The 15537-nt window shown below is 66.0% G+C and carries 10 protein-coding genes; 6 read left to right on the top strand and 4 right to left on the bottom strand.

The genetic code is table 11. The features are described from left to right. Nucleotides 1–73 precede the first annotated feature (73 nt). On the top strand, nt 74–1765 hold the full coding sequence (locus KPL74_16955; GenBank protein ID QWT19422.1) for an alpha/beta hydrolase: 1692 nt from the start codon (nt 74–76) through the stop codon (nt 1763–1765). Here the strand turns inward: KPL74_16955 and KPL74_16960 are convergent. After that, a complete protein-coding gene (locus KPL74_16960) occupies nt 1759–4389 on the bottom strand; it encodes a glycoside hydrolase family 78 protein (GenBank protein ID QWT19423.1) in 2631 nt (876 codons plus the stop codon). The genes KPL74_16955 and KPL74_16960 overlap by 7 nt on opposite strands. 165 nt (nt 4390–4554) lie before the next feature. Further along, on the bottom strand, nt 4555–5967 hold the full coding sequence (gene glnA, locus KPL74_16965; protein QWT19424.1) for a type I glutamate--ammonia ligase: 1413 nt from the start codon (nt 5965–5967) through the stop codon (nt 4555–4557). Nucleotides 5968–6219: 252 nt separating this feature from the next. Between glnA and KPL74_16970 the strand changes: the two genes are divergently transcribed. The 3 genes from KPL74_16970 to KPL74_16980 all read left to right on the top strand — a co-directional run bounded on the left by KPL74_16970 (nt 6220) and on the right by KPL74_16980 (nt 9441). Beyond that, a complete protein-coding gene (locus tag KPL74_16970) occupies nt 6220–6717 on the top strand; it encodes a YcxB family protein (GenBank protein ID QWT19425.1) in 498 nt (165 codons plus the stop codon). An 89-nt stretch (nt 6718–6806) separates the two neighbouring features. Further along, the gene (locus KPL74_16975; GenBank protein QWT19426.1) at nt 6807–8327 is read left to right on the top strand and encodes a DUF4034 domain-containing protein; all 1521 of its coding nucleotides are present in this window, start codon (nt 6807–6809) and stop codon (nt 8325–8327) included. 55 nt (nt 8328–8382) lie between these two features. After that, a complete protein-coding gene (locus KPL74_16980) occupies nt 8383–9441 on the top strand; it encodes a HEAT repeat domain-containing protein (protein ID QWT19427.1) in 1059 nt (352 codons plus the stop codon). On the opposite strand, the gene KPL74_16985 is transcribed toward KPL74_16980, so the two are convergent. Beyond that, a complete protein-coding gene (locus KPL74_16985) occupies nt 9438–10130 on the bottom strand; it encodes a lysophospholipase (protein QWT19428.1) in 693 nt (230 codons plus the stop codon). The two genes, KPL74_16980 and KPL74_16985, sit on opposite strands and share 4 nt — an antisense overlap. A 155-nt stretch (nt 10131–10285) precedes the next feature. Between KPL74_16985 and KPL74_16990 the strand changes: the two genes are divergently transcribed. Together KPL74_16990 and acpA are read left to right on the top strand one after the other, a co-directional pair. Further along, nucleotides 10286–12106: a family 43 glycosylhydrolase gene (locus tag KPL74_16990; protein ID QWT19429.1), complete on the top strand. Its 1821-nt coding sequence runs from the start codon at nt 10286–10288 to the stop codon at nt 12104–12106. A gap of 24 nt (nt 12107–12130) precedes the next feature. Then, entirely contained in the window at nt 12131–13813 is a 1683-nt protein-coding gene (gene acpA, locus KPL74_16995) for an acid phosphatase (GenBank protein QWT19430.1), read from the top strand. A gap of 161 nt (nt 13814–13974) precedes the next feature. Here the strand turns inward: acpA and KPL74_17000 are convergent, their stop codons facing one another. Continuing rightward, nucleotides 13975–15534, bottom strand: a complete 1560-nt coding sequence (locus KPL74_17000) for a DHA2 family efflux MFS transporter permease subunit (GenBank protein QWT19431.1) — start codon at nt 15532–15534, stop codon at nt 13975–13977. Between the last annotated feature and the right edge of the window lie 3 nt (nt 15535–15537).

Raw genomic sequence — 15537 nt, forward strand, 5'->3', positions numbered from 1 at the left:
CGGCCGATTCCCCGATAGGGGACCACGCCGCGGATGTCTAACGTATGCGTCCCTTCATTGCACGGACGCAGTCATGCACCCCATCTGCCGCCTTGCCCGCGCCACGGGCCGGTTCGCCTCACGTTGTCTTCCGTTCGCCGTTGTCGGAGCCATCGCCGTGCCTCCCGGCACCGTAGCCGCTGCCAACGCCCGGCCACCCCTGATCCGTTGGGGGGATTGCGACCCCGCACTCGTCGGTGGGGCCTACCCCGATCTCGGCTACCGTCTGCACTGCGGCCGGGCGCATATGCCGCTGGATCATCTCAAGCCCGACGGGCGCACCATCGAGGTCGGCATCGTGCGGATCGCCGCGGCGGATTCGATGCAGCGCGAGGGGGCCATCTTCGTCAATGTTGGCGGACCGGGCGGCCAGCCGGCGGCCTACGTCGCAGCGCTCGCATCGTATTTCGACTCGGTCGACCCGACCGATCCCGTGCATGGCGACAAGCGCCGCCTGGCCGAGCGCTTCGACTTCATCGCCGTGATCCCGCGCGGCCTGAAAGGCGGCTGGACCTACGATTGCGACCCACCGCCACTCACCCATCAGTTCCTCCCCGCGCACCGCGACGATGCCAATTGGGCGAAGGTGCTCAGCGACACCCGTGCGCGCGCAAATGCCTGCTCCCGACCGGTGGAAGCGCCGTATCTCAGCACCGAACAGCATGTGCGCGACATGGACGCCGTGCGCGCGTCGCTCGGCGATCCGCTGATTCACTTCTACGGCATCTCCTACGGCGGACGCGTGGGCGCCACCTACGCGGCATTCTTCCCACACCGCCTCGGGCGCATGCTGCTGGACTCGACGCTGGCTTTCCCGGGCAGTTATCGCAACGGCATGTACCTGACCAGCGATGCCGAGCGCGCGGTATTCGAACGCGACGTGCTGGGCCCGGTGCAGCACGAAGCACGGCGCTTCGGCCAACCCGAGGGCGACGGGGCACTGGCGTGGGCCGTGCGCAATCTTTCGGATGTGGTGCGGCCCGCATGGCATGACGCCATGCTGGACCCGGTGTACCTCGCGGCGGTGCTCACGATGGATCGTTGGGTGAAGACCGGTGGCTGGCACGGTTGGGATGCGCTAGCCCGGAAGGTGTCGACGCAGCGTTTCAGCCCCGATCCCGATGGCGATGTCGCCATCCGCGCCGTCGCGGAAGAACTGGTCGAACACGGCCAGCGCGTGACCACCGAGGCTGGCTGGCGCACCCGACGCGGCATGCGGACGCAGGAGTCGCTGATCGACCAGCATGGCGAGTGGCTGAACCTTGCCGTGATGTGCAACGACGAAACCTGGGAGCCGATCGAGCAGAAGATCCGCGCGCGCGCCGACCGCGACGCTTTCGACTATCCCCTGCTCGATGGCACGCAGATCGTCGACCAGCTCACCTGTTCCGCATGGCCGCGGCGTGTTGCACGCAGCCCCGACTTCGACCTGTTGACGACGCGCGCACCGTTCCTGCTGCTGCAATCGGAGGATGACGTGGCGACGCCCCTGGCTGGCGCACGGACCGTGCTCAAGCGTTTTCCGACGAGTCGCCTGATCGTCGCCCGCGGCGTGGGAAGGCATGGCTTGCTGGGCCGTTCGTCGACGCCGTGCATCGAACAAGGTGCAATCGCCTATCTGCTGCGTGGCGAGCTTCCGGCTGGCACGCAGCGCGAAAGCTCATGCCCGTTCGTTCCGTTCCACGAAGGCGATCCGCGCGATGCGTATGCCCCTGAAGGTCAGTGAGCGGCCGGCAGCTTCGCCTCCAGCGTGTAGTCACCCGACCCGACCGTGCGATGGCTGCCATCCGGCAAGGTCACCTCGGCGGTCGTGCCGACCGGGACGGTCAGGGCGAGCGAAAAGCGCTCGCCCTTGACGGTCCACGCTGTCTGGATGCGCCCATACGCGGAGTCGAAATGGCCACCGCCGTAGGTCAGGCCACCACCGGGCACGGGCGCCACGGCGAAGCGGCGATAGCCGGCCTCGAGCGGTGCGATGCCGACGATATGCCGGTACATCCAGTCACCGACGGCACCATACGCGTAGTGGTTGAAGGAGTTCATCACGACATCGCCGAACGTGCCGTCCGGCTTGAGCGAATTCCAGCGCTCCCACATCGTGGTCGCGCCTGCCCCCACTTCGTAGCCCCACGACGGATAGTCACGGTTGAGCAGCAGGCGGTAGGCGAGATCGTTGCGCCCGATCGCCGACAGGGCGGGTAGCAGCCATGGCGTGCCGAGGAAGCCGGTGGAGAGGTGATCGTGCTTCGCCTCGATGCTCCGCACGAACGCGGCTGCGACACGCTTCGGTTCAACCAGGCCCATGCCGATGGCCATCGCATAGCCGGTCTGGCTGCCGCTGCCGAGCGTTCCATCCGCGTGCACGTAGCGGGCGTTGAATGCATCGGTGGCACGCGTCGCCAGCGACGCATAGCGCGTGGCGTCGTCGGCATGTCCCGTCGCGGCGGCCATCTCGCTCATCAGGCGCGCATCGTAGGCCAGGTAAGCCGTTCCGAGCAGGTCGGCCGGCGTGGGATCGTCCAGGTGCAGCCAGTCGGCCCAGGGCCCATGCACGCGGCGCAGCTCGGGGCCGGCACGGCGCTCGATCAACGCCATGAAGCGTTGCATCGAGTCATAACCATCATCGATGACGCGCGTGTCGCCGTAGGTGTGCCACAAGGTGTACGCGACGGTGATCCCGGCATCCGACCAGCCCGCACCGCTCTCGATGCCGACCGGGTTGGGCGCGACGCCCGGGTAATCGCCTTCGGGTGTCTGTGCGTCGCGCAGGTCGCGCAGCCACTTCGACAGGAACGCGTACGTGTCCTGGTTGAAGCTCGCCGTCGGTGCGAAGACGTTGATATCGCCCGCCCAACCCAGCCGCTCGTCGCGCGCCGGCGTGTCGGTCGGGATCGAGAAGAAGTTGCCGCGCTGCCCCCAGGTGATATTGCTCTGCAGCTGCGTGAGCATCGGGTCGCTGACCTGCATCGCACCGGTCCAGGCGAGATCGCTGCCTTCGACCAACCCGGTCACTTTGAGCGCGTCGGCCGGCGCGTCGAGGCCGGTGACCTCGACGTAGCGGAAGCCGTGGTAGGTGAACGTTGGCGTATAGGATTGTTCGCCATCCTTGGCCGCGATGTAGCGATCCGTCGCTTTCGCGCTACGCAGGTTGGCGGTGTACAGGGAGCCGTCCGGGTTGAGCATCTCGCCATAGCGCAGCTGCACCTGCTGGCCCGCGCGCGCCTTCATTTGCAGCGTGACGACACCCACCATGTTCTGGCCCAGGTCGAACAGCCGCGCACCCCTGGTAGGCTGTCGTGCCAGCACCGTGGACTCACGCTGCCCCGTCACGCGCACGGGGGCGTCGTCCTGAGGACGCAGCAGCGCGTTGCGTGCTTCGGGGGCCGGCAGCACCGGCGCCGCCTTCCATCCCTCCGTCGATGCGCCGTCGCGCAGCCAGTCGCCCGGCAACGCGCGCGCATCGAAGGTCTCGCCCATGATGATGTCCGCTTCGCGGAATGGCCCTGCCGAGGTGCTCCAGCTGCCATCGCTACGCACCCAGGCCTGCCTGCCATCGGCGAACTGCAGGCGCAGCTGCGCGGAGAGCGCCGGGGTCTTGCCGTATTTCGCCGGACCGAAGCTCGCGATGTGCCCCGCATACCAGCCGGGCGCGAGCATCGCGGCGATCACGTTGTTGCCGGCATGCAGCTGCGAGGTGACATCGTAGGCCTGGTAAGGAATGCGTTTGCCGTAATCGGTCCAGCCCGGCGCAAGCACGTCGCCGTCGGTGCGTTCCCCGTTGAGGAACATGCGATACGTGCCCAGCGCGGTGACATACAGGCGTGCACGCACCGGCGCCTCGGGCAGGGTGAAGCGCTTGCGGAAGACGGCACTGGTGGCGCTGGGGTCCGCCGGCCCGATCCAGTCGGCCTTCCAGTCGCCGGCGATGTCGAGGCCGGTCTCGAACCGCGCCGGCGCACTCCATGCGGAGACACGCCCGTGGTTGTCGCGGACGCGCACCTGCCACGCATACGCTGCGCCAGGGGCCAGTGCGCCCCCCTGGTAGGCCACGCCGACCTGCCTGGCGTCGCCGGTCCAGCCGGAGTCCCACAGGGGATTCGCTTCGCCATCCTTGCCCAGCCGGACCTCCCATGCCGTCTGCACGCTATCGCGCGCGCCTGCATCGATCTTCCATGAGAAGCGCGGCGCGGTCGTCGTCGACAGGGCCAGCGGGTGTTCGAGTGCGTTGGTGTGCAACCCCGTCACCGCGAGCATGGCGACTTGCGTGGTGTCCTTATCCGGCGCGGCTGCAAGCGCAAGCGGCGGGAGGAGGGTGAGGGCCAGGGCGCATGCCAGGCCGGGCCGAACCATTGAACTCTTCAAGGCGCATCACCGAAAGGGGCATCGTCGCCTACCCTCGGGAATGTGCCGGTCGTTGTCAACGAGAACCGTCGTGCTTCGGGACCCGGTTCTCGCGGATAAAAAAAGGGGAGCCCTGAGGCTCCCCCTTCCTTCCTCACCCCGAGAGGAATGTCCTCAGAGCGCGTAGTACATCTGGAACTCGAGCGGATGGGTGCTCGCGCGGTAGCGGGTCACTTCCTGCATCTTCAGCGCGATGTAGCCGTCGATGAAGTCATCGGTGAACACGCCACCGGCCTTCAGGAATTCGCGGTCCTTGTCGAGCGAGGACAGCGCTTCGTCGAGGCTGGCACACACCTGCGGGATGTTCTTCTCTTCTTCCGGCGGCAGGTCGTAGAGATCCTTGTCGGCCGGCGCACCCGGGTCGATCTTGTTCAGGATGCCGTCGAGGCCGGCCATCATCAGCACGGTGAAGGTCAGGTAGCCCGACTGCATCGGATCCGGGAAGCGGATTTCGATGCGACGGCCCTTCGGGCTCGACACGTACGGGATGCGGCACGAGGCCGAACGGTTGCGTGCCGAGTAGGCGAGCATCACCGGGGCTTCGTAACCCGGGACCAGGCGCTTGTAGCTGTTGGTCGTCGAGTTGGCGAACGCGTTGATCGCCTTGGCGTGCTTGAAGATGCCGCCGATGTACCACAGCGCCGTCTGCGACAGGCCACCGTAGAGGTCGCCCGCGAACAGGTTCTCGCCGTTCTTCGACAGCGACTGGTGCACGTGCATGCCCGAGCCGTTGTCGCCGACGATCGGCTTCGGCATGAAGGTCACCGTCTTGCCCTGCTGGTGGGCGACGTTCTTGATGACGTACTTCATCGTCATCAGTTCGTCGGCCTTCTTCACCAGGGTGTTGAAGCGGGTGCCGATCTCGCACTGGCCAGCGTTGGCGACTTCGTGGTGGTGCACTTCGACCACCTGGCCGAGCGACTCCAGCACCTTGCACATGTCGGCGCGCAGGTCGCCGAGGCTATCCACCGGGCTGACCGGGAAATAGCCGCCCTTCACGCCCGGGCGGTGGCCGGTGTTGGTGCCTTCGTACTTGTAGCGCGACGACCAGGCAGCTTCTTCGGAGTTGATCTCGTAGAACACGCGGCCCATGTCGTTCTGCCAGCGGATCGAGTCGAAGATGAAGAACTCGGGTTCCGGGCCGAAGAACGCCGTGTCGGCGATGCCGGTCGACTTCAGGAAGGCTTCGGCGCGCTTGGCGATCGAGCGCGGGTCACGGCCATAGGCCTGCATGGTGCTCGGCTCGAGCACGTCGCAATGCAGGATCAGCTGCTTGTGGGCGCTAAACGGATCCAGGTGCGCGGTTTCCGGGTCCGGCATCAACACCATGTCGGACTCGTTGATGCCCTTCCAGCCGGCGATCGACGAACCGTCGAACATCTTGCCGTCTTCGAAGGTGCCTTCGTCGATGGCGTGGGCCGGGAAGGTCACATGGTGGTGCTTGCCGAGCATGTCGGCGAAGCGCAGGTCGACGAACTCAATTTCCTCGTCCTGGATCAGGTTCAGCACTTTGGAAGCGGCGGACATGGGCAAACCTCGGAATAGGTATGGGGCGCAGGGCTTTTAGCAATCGCTATGCCAGCGGCTCCGCGGCGGCGGAACGGCCAGAAGCAAGCCCCGGCATCATAGAACGCCCAGATGACGCCTGCCCACTTGCACCATATTGGTGCATCACCATCCCGATTGCACTGTAGGAGCGCGCCTGCGCGCGACCACCCACCGTCACCCAACCTCCCATTGGCTATCCTCTACCCCCAAGAGCCCAAAGATCGCCCCCGCATGGAAGCCCAACCACTCACCATCCACCCAAGGCCCCTAACCTTCCGCGAACTCCTGCGCGGCGCCATCGGCATCTACCGCTGGTCCCCCTTCGACGTGCTGATCATCCCCTCGGCCATCTTCATCCTGGCCACCCACGTACAGCGATCCGGTGGCGCGTTGAGCCTCGAGTGGCGCAGGCCCCTGCTCTACGTCGCCATCGGCATGGCCTGCCTGATCGCACTCCAGCTCTGGGCCTTGCACAGCCAGTTCAAGCGCCAGGCGAAAGAGGCCACGGTGTTTACCTTCACGCCCCACGGGCTGACCCACGCCACCGCCAGCGAGACGAATACCGTCGCCTGGCACAAGGTGCGCAGCGTCTGCGTGTCCACGCAAATGACCTACATCTTCACCAGCCGCTGGAAGGCGTATTACCTGCCACGCAACGCAGACGACGCCCGCCTGCTGGCCATGGCGCGCGAGGCTGGCGTGACGCTTCGCGGGAGCGGCGTGGCATAGGCGAATTCGGCGCCGCACGCCGGGATGGCTGACGGACCGGTGCAGACATCGCTATGCTGCCGTCCGGACACCAGGGAAGGGGAAGCGGCATGTTCACACGGACGATCACGCGGCTCGCGCTGGCGGGCGGCATCGCATTCGCGACATCGCACGCAGAAGCGGCCCGGCTGACGCCACCGGACGACTTGAAGGCGTTCATGGCCCAGGTCGAGACGGCATCGGCCATCGCAGACCCTTACCAGCGCTGCCTGCACATGCCCGACCCCCCAGGCTCGCACTGGCACGCCGACTCGGTCGAGGCTTATTGCCGATTCGGTAACGAAAACACGCTGGACGCAAGACAGTTCCGCGCGCTGATCGCTGCCGGCCAGGGCGCAAGGGTCGACAAGGCCTTTGCCTCCTACACCCACGCCCAGCTGCATGATCCTGCGCATCCCGCCCGGCTCGATGCCGCGATACGCCGTACCGGCCTACGCAACGCAAGCAAGGCAACGCGAAGCGTCATTGACGAGTGGATGCGACAGCGGCCGGACAGCGCATTCGCTGTCGCCGCCAGCGCGATCCAGTATGGGACGGCGTCGCTGGAAGCAAGGGGTTCGAACGCCTCCAGCCAGACCAGCCAGCGCCAGTTCGACGCCATGCACGCGATCTCCCTGCAAGCACGGGAAGCGTTCGATCGCGCTGCAGCGATGAACCCGCGCATCCCCACGCTGTATGCCTACATGTATGCGACGGGCGTGATCCTCGACGATCCTTCCTACGCCAATGCAGCACTTGCCAAGGGGCTGGCGTTGCAACCGAATGGCTTCGTCCTTCGCCTGGTCCACGAAAACATGGGCGGGGCCAAGTGGGGAGGCAGCACGGCGGACGAGGTCAGGCAGGGCACCGAGGCCCAGGATCTCGCCAGCAAGACACCGTTGCTCCGCGTCGTCGCCAGCCGGGCCCTGCTTGCCGCCCTCACCGACGAGATGACCCATCCACCCGCGCACGACGAAATCAGCGTCGTTCCCGAGGTGACCCACTCGGACGACCTGAGCAACCTGGCCGAGTTCGCATGGCGCGCCGGGCACTACGATCGCGCCCTGATCCTTGCCGTCGAGGCGCTTCGCTTCGAAAGCAGCAACGACCAGGCGCTTTACCAGGTCGCGAAGATCGCCCCCTCGTATGGCTATACCCGCTGGATGCGCACGACGCTTGCCGCCGCCGCCAACGATCATCCCGAATCCGTCGACGTCGCGCGCATCGCCGGCGGGATGCTTTCGTTGTACGGCGACGTGGCAACCAGCGAGCCTTTGCTGAAATCGGTGCTGGTGGAGCGCCCCTACGACGTCTGGGCCACGGACCAGCTCGCCGCTCTTTACGCGCACGAAGGCAAGCGCCCGGATGAAGCCCTGCGCCTGGTCGACGACCTGATCGATTATCATCCCGAGGATGGGTGGCCCCAGGTGATCCGGGCCCGGCTGCTGATCGCGGCCAATGATCCGCGCCGCTACGATGCGATCAAGCACTTCATCATCCAGTTCGCCCAGGACGAAGCGTTCCGCACCGAAGTCAACGAGCTGGCGACGTACCTCAACGAGCATCCCGCCACGCCGCGTGCCACGGGATGATCACCCACGGGGGCGTCGATGCGTAAGGCACCCCCATCCCGATTCACGGAAACGGATGATGCAGGATAAGTCGCCTCCGGTTCGTGCGACCCTCGACCAGGGCGTCATCGACGCATGGCAGCGCGCGCTTGCGGACTACAGTCGCAAGGGCGGCTGGGTGTACGCCATCGCGATGCTGCTGGTGCTGGTATGCGGCCGCGGCATGGCCAGCGAAGCGTCCGACGATGCGGTCCGGCGTTTCCAGGCATTGCCGTCGCCGACGTCTGCCGACCTCTACGGCATCGCGCGCCTGGGCGAGGCTGCGCACGACGCCGGTCCCGCCGTGATGCGCCTGCTCGATAGCGACGACCGCCGGACCCGCGCCACCGCCGCGTTCACGCTCGGCATCATCCACTACCTCCCCGCCGAACCACGCCTGGTCCAGGCGCTCCGTGATCCGCTCGATCCGTGGCTGAACAGCAAGGCCGCCGTGGCGCTGGGAAGGCTCGGCGATCCGCGGGCGCTGGAAGCCCTCCGCGACATCAGCGCCACGCACTGGCGCTCGAGCGTGCGGGTCGACGCCACGCAGGCGATCCGGCATATCCGCGATCGCAGTCCCTACCCGGCCATGGACCTGGACGATGTCCTGGATCGAGGCGCCATGGGCAATTCGTTGACCGAGTGCACGGATGACCCCTACGAGTACGACCGCGGACGACCCGAGGAGGTGCGCCTGGCGGTTCCGGGCGGCCATCTGGTCGGCTTCGACCATGGCGAGTTCGGCGGCAACCTCCGTTTCGATGCGAGCAGCGGCGCCGTCGATCCGATCCTGCAAAAGAACATCATCAAGCTGACGTCGCTGGGAACGCGCACGATCGCGCTTACCGGCCTGATGCACATGGGCATCGCCGAGGGCGCGGTATACGACGTGTCGCGCGACGCCGCCGGCCACTGGCAGGCAACGCTCTGGCGTGGGCTCGATGGTCCGCCGACGTGGTCCGAAAAGGACAAGGCAGGCAACCTGCACATCGGTCTTCCGACGTACACGGTGCTGCTCTCCGTCGACGGCACGATGAAGGAACTTGGCTGCGAGACGCCGGCAAGCGTTGCCGCGTCGCGCAAGCAGGGTAACTAGGCGGGTTCGAGCCCAGCGACGAATCGGGTGATGTGCCGGGCGCACATCGCGGGATTCGCCTGCAGGATGCCGTGCGGGCCCGCCACCGTTTCGAACAGGCCATCAGGCCGTGCCGTGCGCAAGGCCGCCTCGGCCCCTGGCGGCACGAGCAGATCGCGCGAGGCACGCAGGCACAGCAGTGGCACGTCGACGCTGCGCAGCGCTGCCGTTTCGTCGACGGCCAGCAGGGCGTCCAGTCGTGCCCGCAGCGTCGCGTTATCGAGGCGAGAGACGCTGTCGCGATAGGCCTCGCGCAGCGCAGGGTCGGCACGACGGCCGATAAGCCACGGTGCACTCCACCGGGCGAATAACCCATTCATCCGGACGAGCGGCAGCAACCCGCGTGCATGGCGTGCCCAGGGTCGCGGGCAAGCGGCGAACGTCGCGGCCAGGACCAGTCCACGCATGCCTGCTGGCCGTTGCGCCGCGAGCAGGATGGCCAGCGGCCCACCGAACGATTCGCCCAGCAGCACGTACGGCGTGGTCGGCAGGCTCGCACGCATGCGCTGCGCCAGCTCGGCGTAGCTGCAGGCTCCATGCTCCGCGTACGGGATGACGTGCGTCCGGAAGCCCGCCGGCAACGCCGCGCGCAACGGATCGAACAAACGTCCGGTGCCATCCATGCCGGGGATCATCACCAGCTCGACCATCGTCAGCTTGCCGCCCCCATCCCTCGACTCGATGCCATCCCTGCAAGCTCCATGGTAGATACGCCGAGTCTAAGCGATCCGCCCATGCCCGGTCGGGTCACGATTGCTATGCTCCGGGAAGCGTATCCATCGTGCCTGGCGTCCGGAGTCTACCCATGCGTATCCGCCATCTCGCGGTCGCCGTCGTGTCCTTGCTCGGTGCCGTCCATGCCCATGCGCAGACGCGCACCTTCGCCAACCCCGTCGACCTCGACTACCGCTACAACTTCGAGGTCATGAACCGGGGCATCTCGTATCGCACAGGCGCCGACCCAGCGATCGTGCGCTACGGCGACGCGTTCTACCTGTTCCAGACCATGGCCGACGGTTACTGGATGTCGAAGGACCTGGTGCACTGGGATTTCGTCAAACCCGACCACTGGCCGTTCGATAGCGAGGTGGCTCCCGCGACGCTGGTCGCGGACGGCAAGCTGTTCCTGATGCAGTCGGCGTTCCTGCCACGGCCGCTGATGGTGTCGACGGATCCCGCGCACGGCAAATGGTCGTTCTGGACACGGCAGCTTCCATCCGTGCCGGGCGCGATCGAGTACGACGAAGCCGGCAAGCCGCAGGCGACGGGTCCACTGCCGCCCGGTCCCTGGGATCCCGGCCTGTTCCAGGACGACGATGGCAAGGTGTACCTGTACTGGGGTTCGTCGGAGACCTATCCCCTGTATGGCGCGCAGCTGGACATGAAGCTCGGTTCCCGCGAAGGCGAAGGCAAGCGGCTCGCATTCGCCACGCCGCCGAAGGCTTTCCTCCGCCTGGATCCCGCCGACCATGGATGGGAACGTTTTGGTCCCGACCACAGCATGGGCGACAAGCCGGCGTACATCGAAGGCTCGTGGATGAACAAGCACGACGGCCGCTACTACTTCCAGTACGGCGCGCCGGGCACCGAGTACAACGTGTACGCCACCGGCGTCTACACCGGCACGTCGCCGCTCGGGCCGTTTGAATACGCACCGTACAACCCCGTCGGCTACAAGCCCGGTGGTTTCGCGACGGGTGCCGGACATGGGTCGACCTTCGAAGACGCGCACGGCAACGCCTGGAACACGGGCACGACGTGGATCGGGATCAACTGGACCTTCGAGCGTCGCATCGCCATGTTCCCCGCAGGCTGGCACGACGATGGCCAGATGTGGATCGACACCCGCTTCGGCGATTTCCCGCAGCGCATGCCGGATCACAAACTCGCCGACGGCGAAAGCGCGTTCACCGGCTGGATGCTGCTGTCGTACCGGAAGAAGGCCACGGTGTCCTCCACGCTCGGCGATCATCCGGCATCGACGTTGACCGATGAAAACCCGCGCACCTTCTGGGTTGCCGCGAAGAACGAGCCGGGACAGACCGTCACGCTCGATCTCGGCGGCACGCCCACCGTCCGCGCGGTGCAGGTCAACTATGCGGATTACCAGTCGGACCGCTATGGCGACGCACCCGACCTGGTCACGCAATTCGTGTTGCAGGGCTCCACGGATGGCAAGCAGTGGACCACGCTGGCGGATCTCTCCGCCTCGGACCGCGATCGGCCCAATGCGTACATCGAACTCGAACGGCCCGCGAAGCTGCGCTGGATCCGCTACGTGCACAAACATGTCGGGGCGAAGCATCTTGCGATCTCGGACATCCGCGTGTTCGGCAACGCCGACGGCCCCGCGCCGCGCACGCCGGCCGGCCTCGGCGCAAAGCGTGGCGCGGACACGCGCGAGGCGGTGATCAACTGGCAGCCCGTGCCTGGCGCCGTTGGCTACAACGTGCGCTGGGGCCTCGCGCCCGATCGCCTGCACTCGACCTACCAGCGGTTTGCCGACCAGCCCACATCGTTTACCCTGAGGAGCTTGAACAGGGGCGTTCGCTACGTCGTGGCCATCGAGGCCTTCGACGAGCACGGCGTCTCCGAACTTTCTCAAACCGTGGAGCTGTCCCCCTAAGGGCTCCACCGCACGGCGCCCGACATGACCAAGAAGCACGACAACGACACGCCCGATGAAGGGCGTCGCCGCCTCCTCGGTGGCATGGCCACCACGGGCGCCATGCTGGCCCTGGCCGGTGGCGTGAAGGATGCCAGTGCGGCCGCCGCGAAAGCCGGCGCCGCCGCACCGACGGGCGCCGCGCTGGATGCCTTGCTCGAGAAGCACATCCAGAATGTCGTGGTGATCTACGCCGAGAACCGCAGCTTCAACAATCTTTTCGGTAATTTCCCCGGGGTGCTCGACCCGCTGAAGGACGTGCCGGCGGAACGCAGCCTGCAGCGTGACCGCGACGGCACGCCGCTGAAAACCCTGCCGCCGATCTGGGGTGGCATGGTGCCGCACGAACAGACGGTCGACCACCGCACCTACAAGATCGCCGAGAAGGACATCGCCGGCTTGCCGAACGCGCCGTGGGCGCTGCATACCGGTGACGGCACGCCGCTGCCCCACGGCGTGGTAACGCGCGACCTCGTCCACGCGTTCTACAACAACCAGCTACAGATCAACGGCGGCAAGAACGATGGCTTCGTGGCGTGGGGCGATAACGGCGCACTGACCATGGGTCACTACGCCGAGACGCCGGTGCACCTGCGCATCTGGCGCCTCGCCGAACAGTTCACGTTGTGCGACCGCTTCTTCATGGGCGCCTTCGGTGGCTCGTTCCTCAACCACCAGTACCTGGTGGCAGCGCAGCCGCCGTTCTATCCGGATGCGGACAAGAGTCCGGCGCAGTTCGGCATCGCCGTCACTGAAAGCGGCAGCGCCACGGATTACCGCCTGAAGATGGATGCTGCCTCGCCGAAGAGTGCGATGGACGGCAAGCCGAAGTTCGCGCACCACAACCAGCTCACGCCGGACTTCTACGCGGTGAACACGATCGGCCCGCCGTATTCGCCGGGTTTCAACGTCGATCGCAAGAATCCGCTACTGGCCGATGCGAGCAGCGCGAACACGCTGGTGCCGCAGAAGCACAAGCAGATCGGCGACGTGCTCTCGGACAAGGGTATCGACTGGGCGTGGTATGGCGGCGGCTTCCAGGCCGCGCTCGATGGCAAGGGTGACAGCGACGACGGCACCTATCCGTCGACGCCGAACTTCCAGCCGCACCACCAGCCGCTGAATTACTTCGTCAGCCTGGCCCCTGGCACGGACGCGCGGGCGAAGCATCTCCGCGACGGTGGTGTAGGTGAATCACCGAAGACCAACAAGTTCCTCGCCGACGTCGCCGCCGGCAAGCTGCCTGCCGTGGCGTACTACAAGCCGCAGGGTGACCTGAACATGCACGCCGGTTATTCCGACGTGGAAGCGGGCGACCGGCATATCGGTGCGATCGTGCATGCGCTGCGACAGAGCCCGCAGTGGAAGAACATGCTGGTCGTGATCACCTTCGACGAGAACGGCGGCTGGTGGGATCACGTCGCACCGCCCAAGGGCGATCGCTGGGGTCCGGGTACGCGCATCCCGGCTCTCGTCGTGTCGCCCTTTGCGAAGAAGGGGCATGTCGAGCATACGATCTACGATACCGGCTCTATCTCGCGCTTCCTTACCCGGCGCTTCAAGCTGGAGAAGCTGCCCGGGCTGCAGATGCGCGAGGATGCGATGGTGAAGGCAGGCGGGCCTGCGCCGGGGGATTTGACCGAGACCCTGCAATTCACCCAGGCCTGACCTGTAGGAGCGCGCCTGCGCGCGAATGGGTGCTTGCGGTGATGGGTGATCTTGCTGATGGGTGATCTTGCTGATGGGTGATCTTGATGTTGGACGATCGCGAAGATGGATATCCTCGCGATCCCATTCGCGCGCAGGCGCGCTCCTACATGCATTGGTGGCTAATGGCCCGGGGCGCCGCCTGACTTGAAGGGCGGCCTGGCGAACCAGATCGAGATCATCGCCAGCACGAAGATCAACCCGAAGATCCAGAACACGTCGTTCACAGCCAGCGTCGCGGCCTGCATGTCGACGATGCGGTTCAGCGCCGCGTTCGCCGTCGGTCCCTGCACCCCCAGCGTCTGCAGCCGATCCAGGTATTCACCGGTGGTGCGGCTACCCTCGACGACGTTCTCCGACAGCACCGCGTGGTGATACGTCGTTCGATGCGAATACATCGTCGTACTCACCGCCGTGGCGATGCTGCCCGCCAGCGTTCGGAAGAAGTTCGACAGCCCCGACGCACTCGCGACCTCCTCGTCGGGTAGCCCGGACAGGATGATCTGGTTCACCGGCACGAAGAACAGCGCGATGCCCGCGCCCATGCACAATCGGGGTATCGCCAGCTCGCTGTACGGGGCATTGGTGCTCAACGTCGACATGTAGAACGACGCCCCGGCGAACACCGCGAAACCGATCGTGTTCAACAGGCGCAGGTCGAACTTGCTCTGGAACACGCCGACGATCGGCGATAACACGATCGCCAGGATGCCGATGGGCGCGACGACGAACCCTGCCCAGGTGGCGGTATAGCCGAGGACCTCCTGCACCCACATCGGCATCACCACGGTACCGCCGAAAAACGCGAACATGCCCAGCGACAGGCAGAGCACGCCGACGAAGAAGTTGCGCTTGCCCAGCAATCGCAGTTCGACCACCGGATGCTTGTGCATCAGCTCCCATGCAACCAGGAAGGTCAGGCAGACCAGCGAGACGATGGCCAGCACGGTGATCGTCTTCGAGGTGAACCAGTCGTCGTCGTTGCCGTTGTCGAGCATGAACTGCAGGCAGCCGACGCCGACCGCCAGCAGGAACAGGCCAACCGCATCGATCGGCAGCTTCGACACCTTCGATTCGCGATCGCGCAGCAGCGCGTAGGTCACCACCACGGCGAAGATGCCGACCGGGATGTTGATGAAGAAGATCCACGACCAGTGGTAGTTGTCGGTAATCCAGCCACCGAGGATCGGACCGAACACCGGTGCGACCACCACCGTCATCGCCCACAACGCCAGGGCGATCGGCCGTTTCGCCACCGGGTAGTTGTTGAGCAGGAGCGTCTGCGACAGCGGCACCATCGGACCCGACACCGCGCCCTGCAACAGGCGGAACACGATCAGCATCGGCATCGACGTCGACAGTCCGCAGAGTGCGGAAAAGACGACGAACAGCATCACCGAAATCATGAACGTGCGCACTTCGCCGAACTGCCGCGCCACCCAGCCGGTCAGCGGCTGCATCACCGCGCTGGCCATCGAATAGGCGCTGATCGCCATCGTGCCTTCGTTGCTGCTCACGCCGACGTTGCCGGCGATGGTGCGCACCGACACGTTGACGATGGAGATGTCGAGCACCTCCATGAACGTGGCCAGCGCCACGCCAGCGGTCAGCAGGACCAGCGCGCCACCCGTAAGCGGCGGCCGGGCACCGCCCTTACCGTTCTTGCCGTTCTCGCCGGCCATCGA

The organism is Bacillus sp. NP157 (genome assembly GCA_018889975.1).
Taxonomy (GTDB): domain Bacteria; phylum Pseudomonadota; class Gammaproteobacteria; order Xanthomonadales; family Rhodanobacteraceae; genus Luteibacter.

What these genes read in the sequence shown, in the direction of transcription:
- KPL74_16955 (QWT19422.1), top strand. Translation starts at nt 74, where the DNA reads ATGCACCCCATCTGCCGCCTTGCCCGCGCCACGGGCCGGTTCGCCTCA.
- KPL74_16960 (QWT19423.1), bottom strand. Translation starts at nt 4,389, where the DNA reads ATGGTTCGGCCCGGCCTGGCATGCGCCCTGGCCCTCACCCTCCTCCCG.
- glnA (QWT19424.1), bottom strand. Translation starts at nt 5,967, where the DNA reads ATGTCCGCCGCTTCCAAAGTGCTGAACCTGATCCAGGACGAGGAAATT.
- KPL74_16970 (QWT19425.1), top strand. Translation starts at nt 6,220, where the DNA reads ATGGAAGCCCAACCACTCACCATCCACCCAAGGCCCCTAACCTTCCGC.
- KPL74_16975 (QWT19426.1), top strand. Translation starts at nt 6,807, where the DNA reads ATGTTCACACGGACGATCACGCGGCTCGCGCTGGCGGGCGGCATCGCA.
- KPL74_16980 (QWT19427.1), top strand. Translation starts at nt 8,383, where the DNA reads ATGATGCAGGATAAGTCGCCTCCGGTTCGTGCGACCCTCGACCAGGGC.
- KPL74_16985 (QWT19428.1), bottom strand. Translation starts at nt 10,130, where the DNA reads ATGGTCGAGCTGGTGATGATCCCCGGCATGGATGGCACCGGACGTTTG.
- KPL74_16990 (QWT19429.1), top strand. Translation starts at nt 10,286, where the DNA reads ATGCGTATCCGCCATCTCGCGGTCGCCGTCGTGTCCTTGCTCGGTGCC.
- acpA (QWT19430.1), top strand. Translation starts at nt 12,131, where the DNA reads ATGACCAAGAAGCACGACAACGACACGCCCGATGAAGGGCGTCGCCGC.
- KPL74_17000 (QWT19431.1), bottom strand. Translation starts at nt 15,534, where the DNA reads ATGGCCGGCGAGAACGGCAAGAACGGTAAGGGCGGTGCCCGGCCGCCG.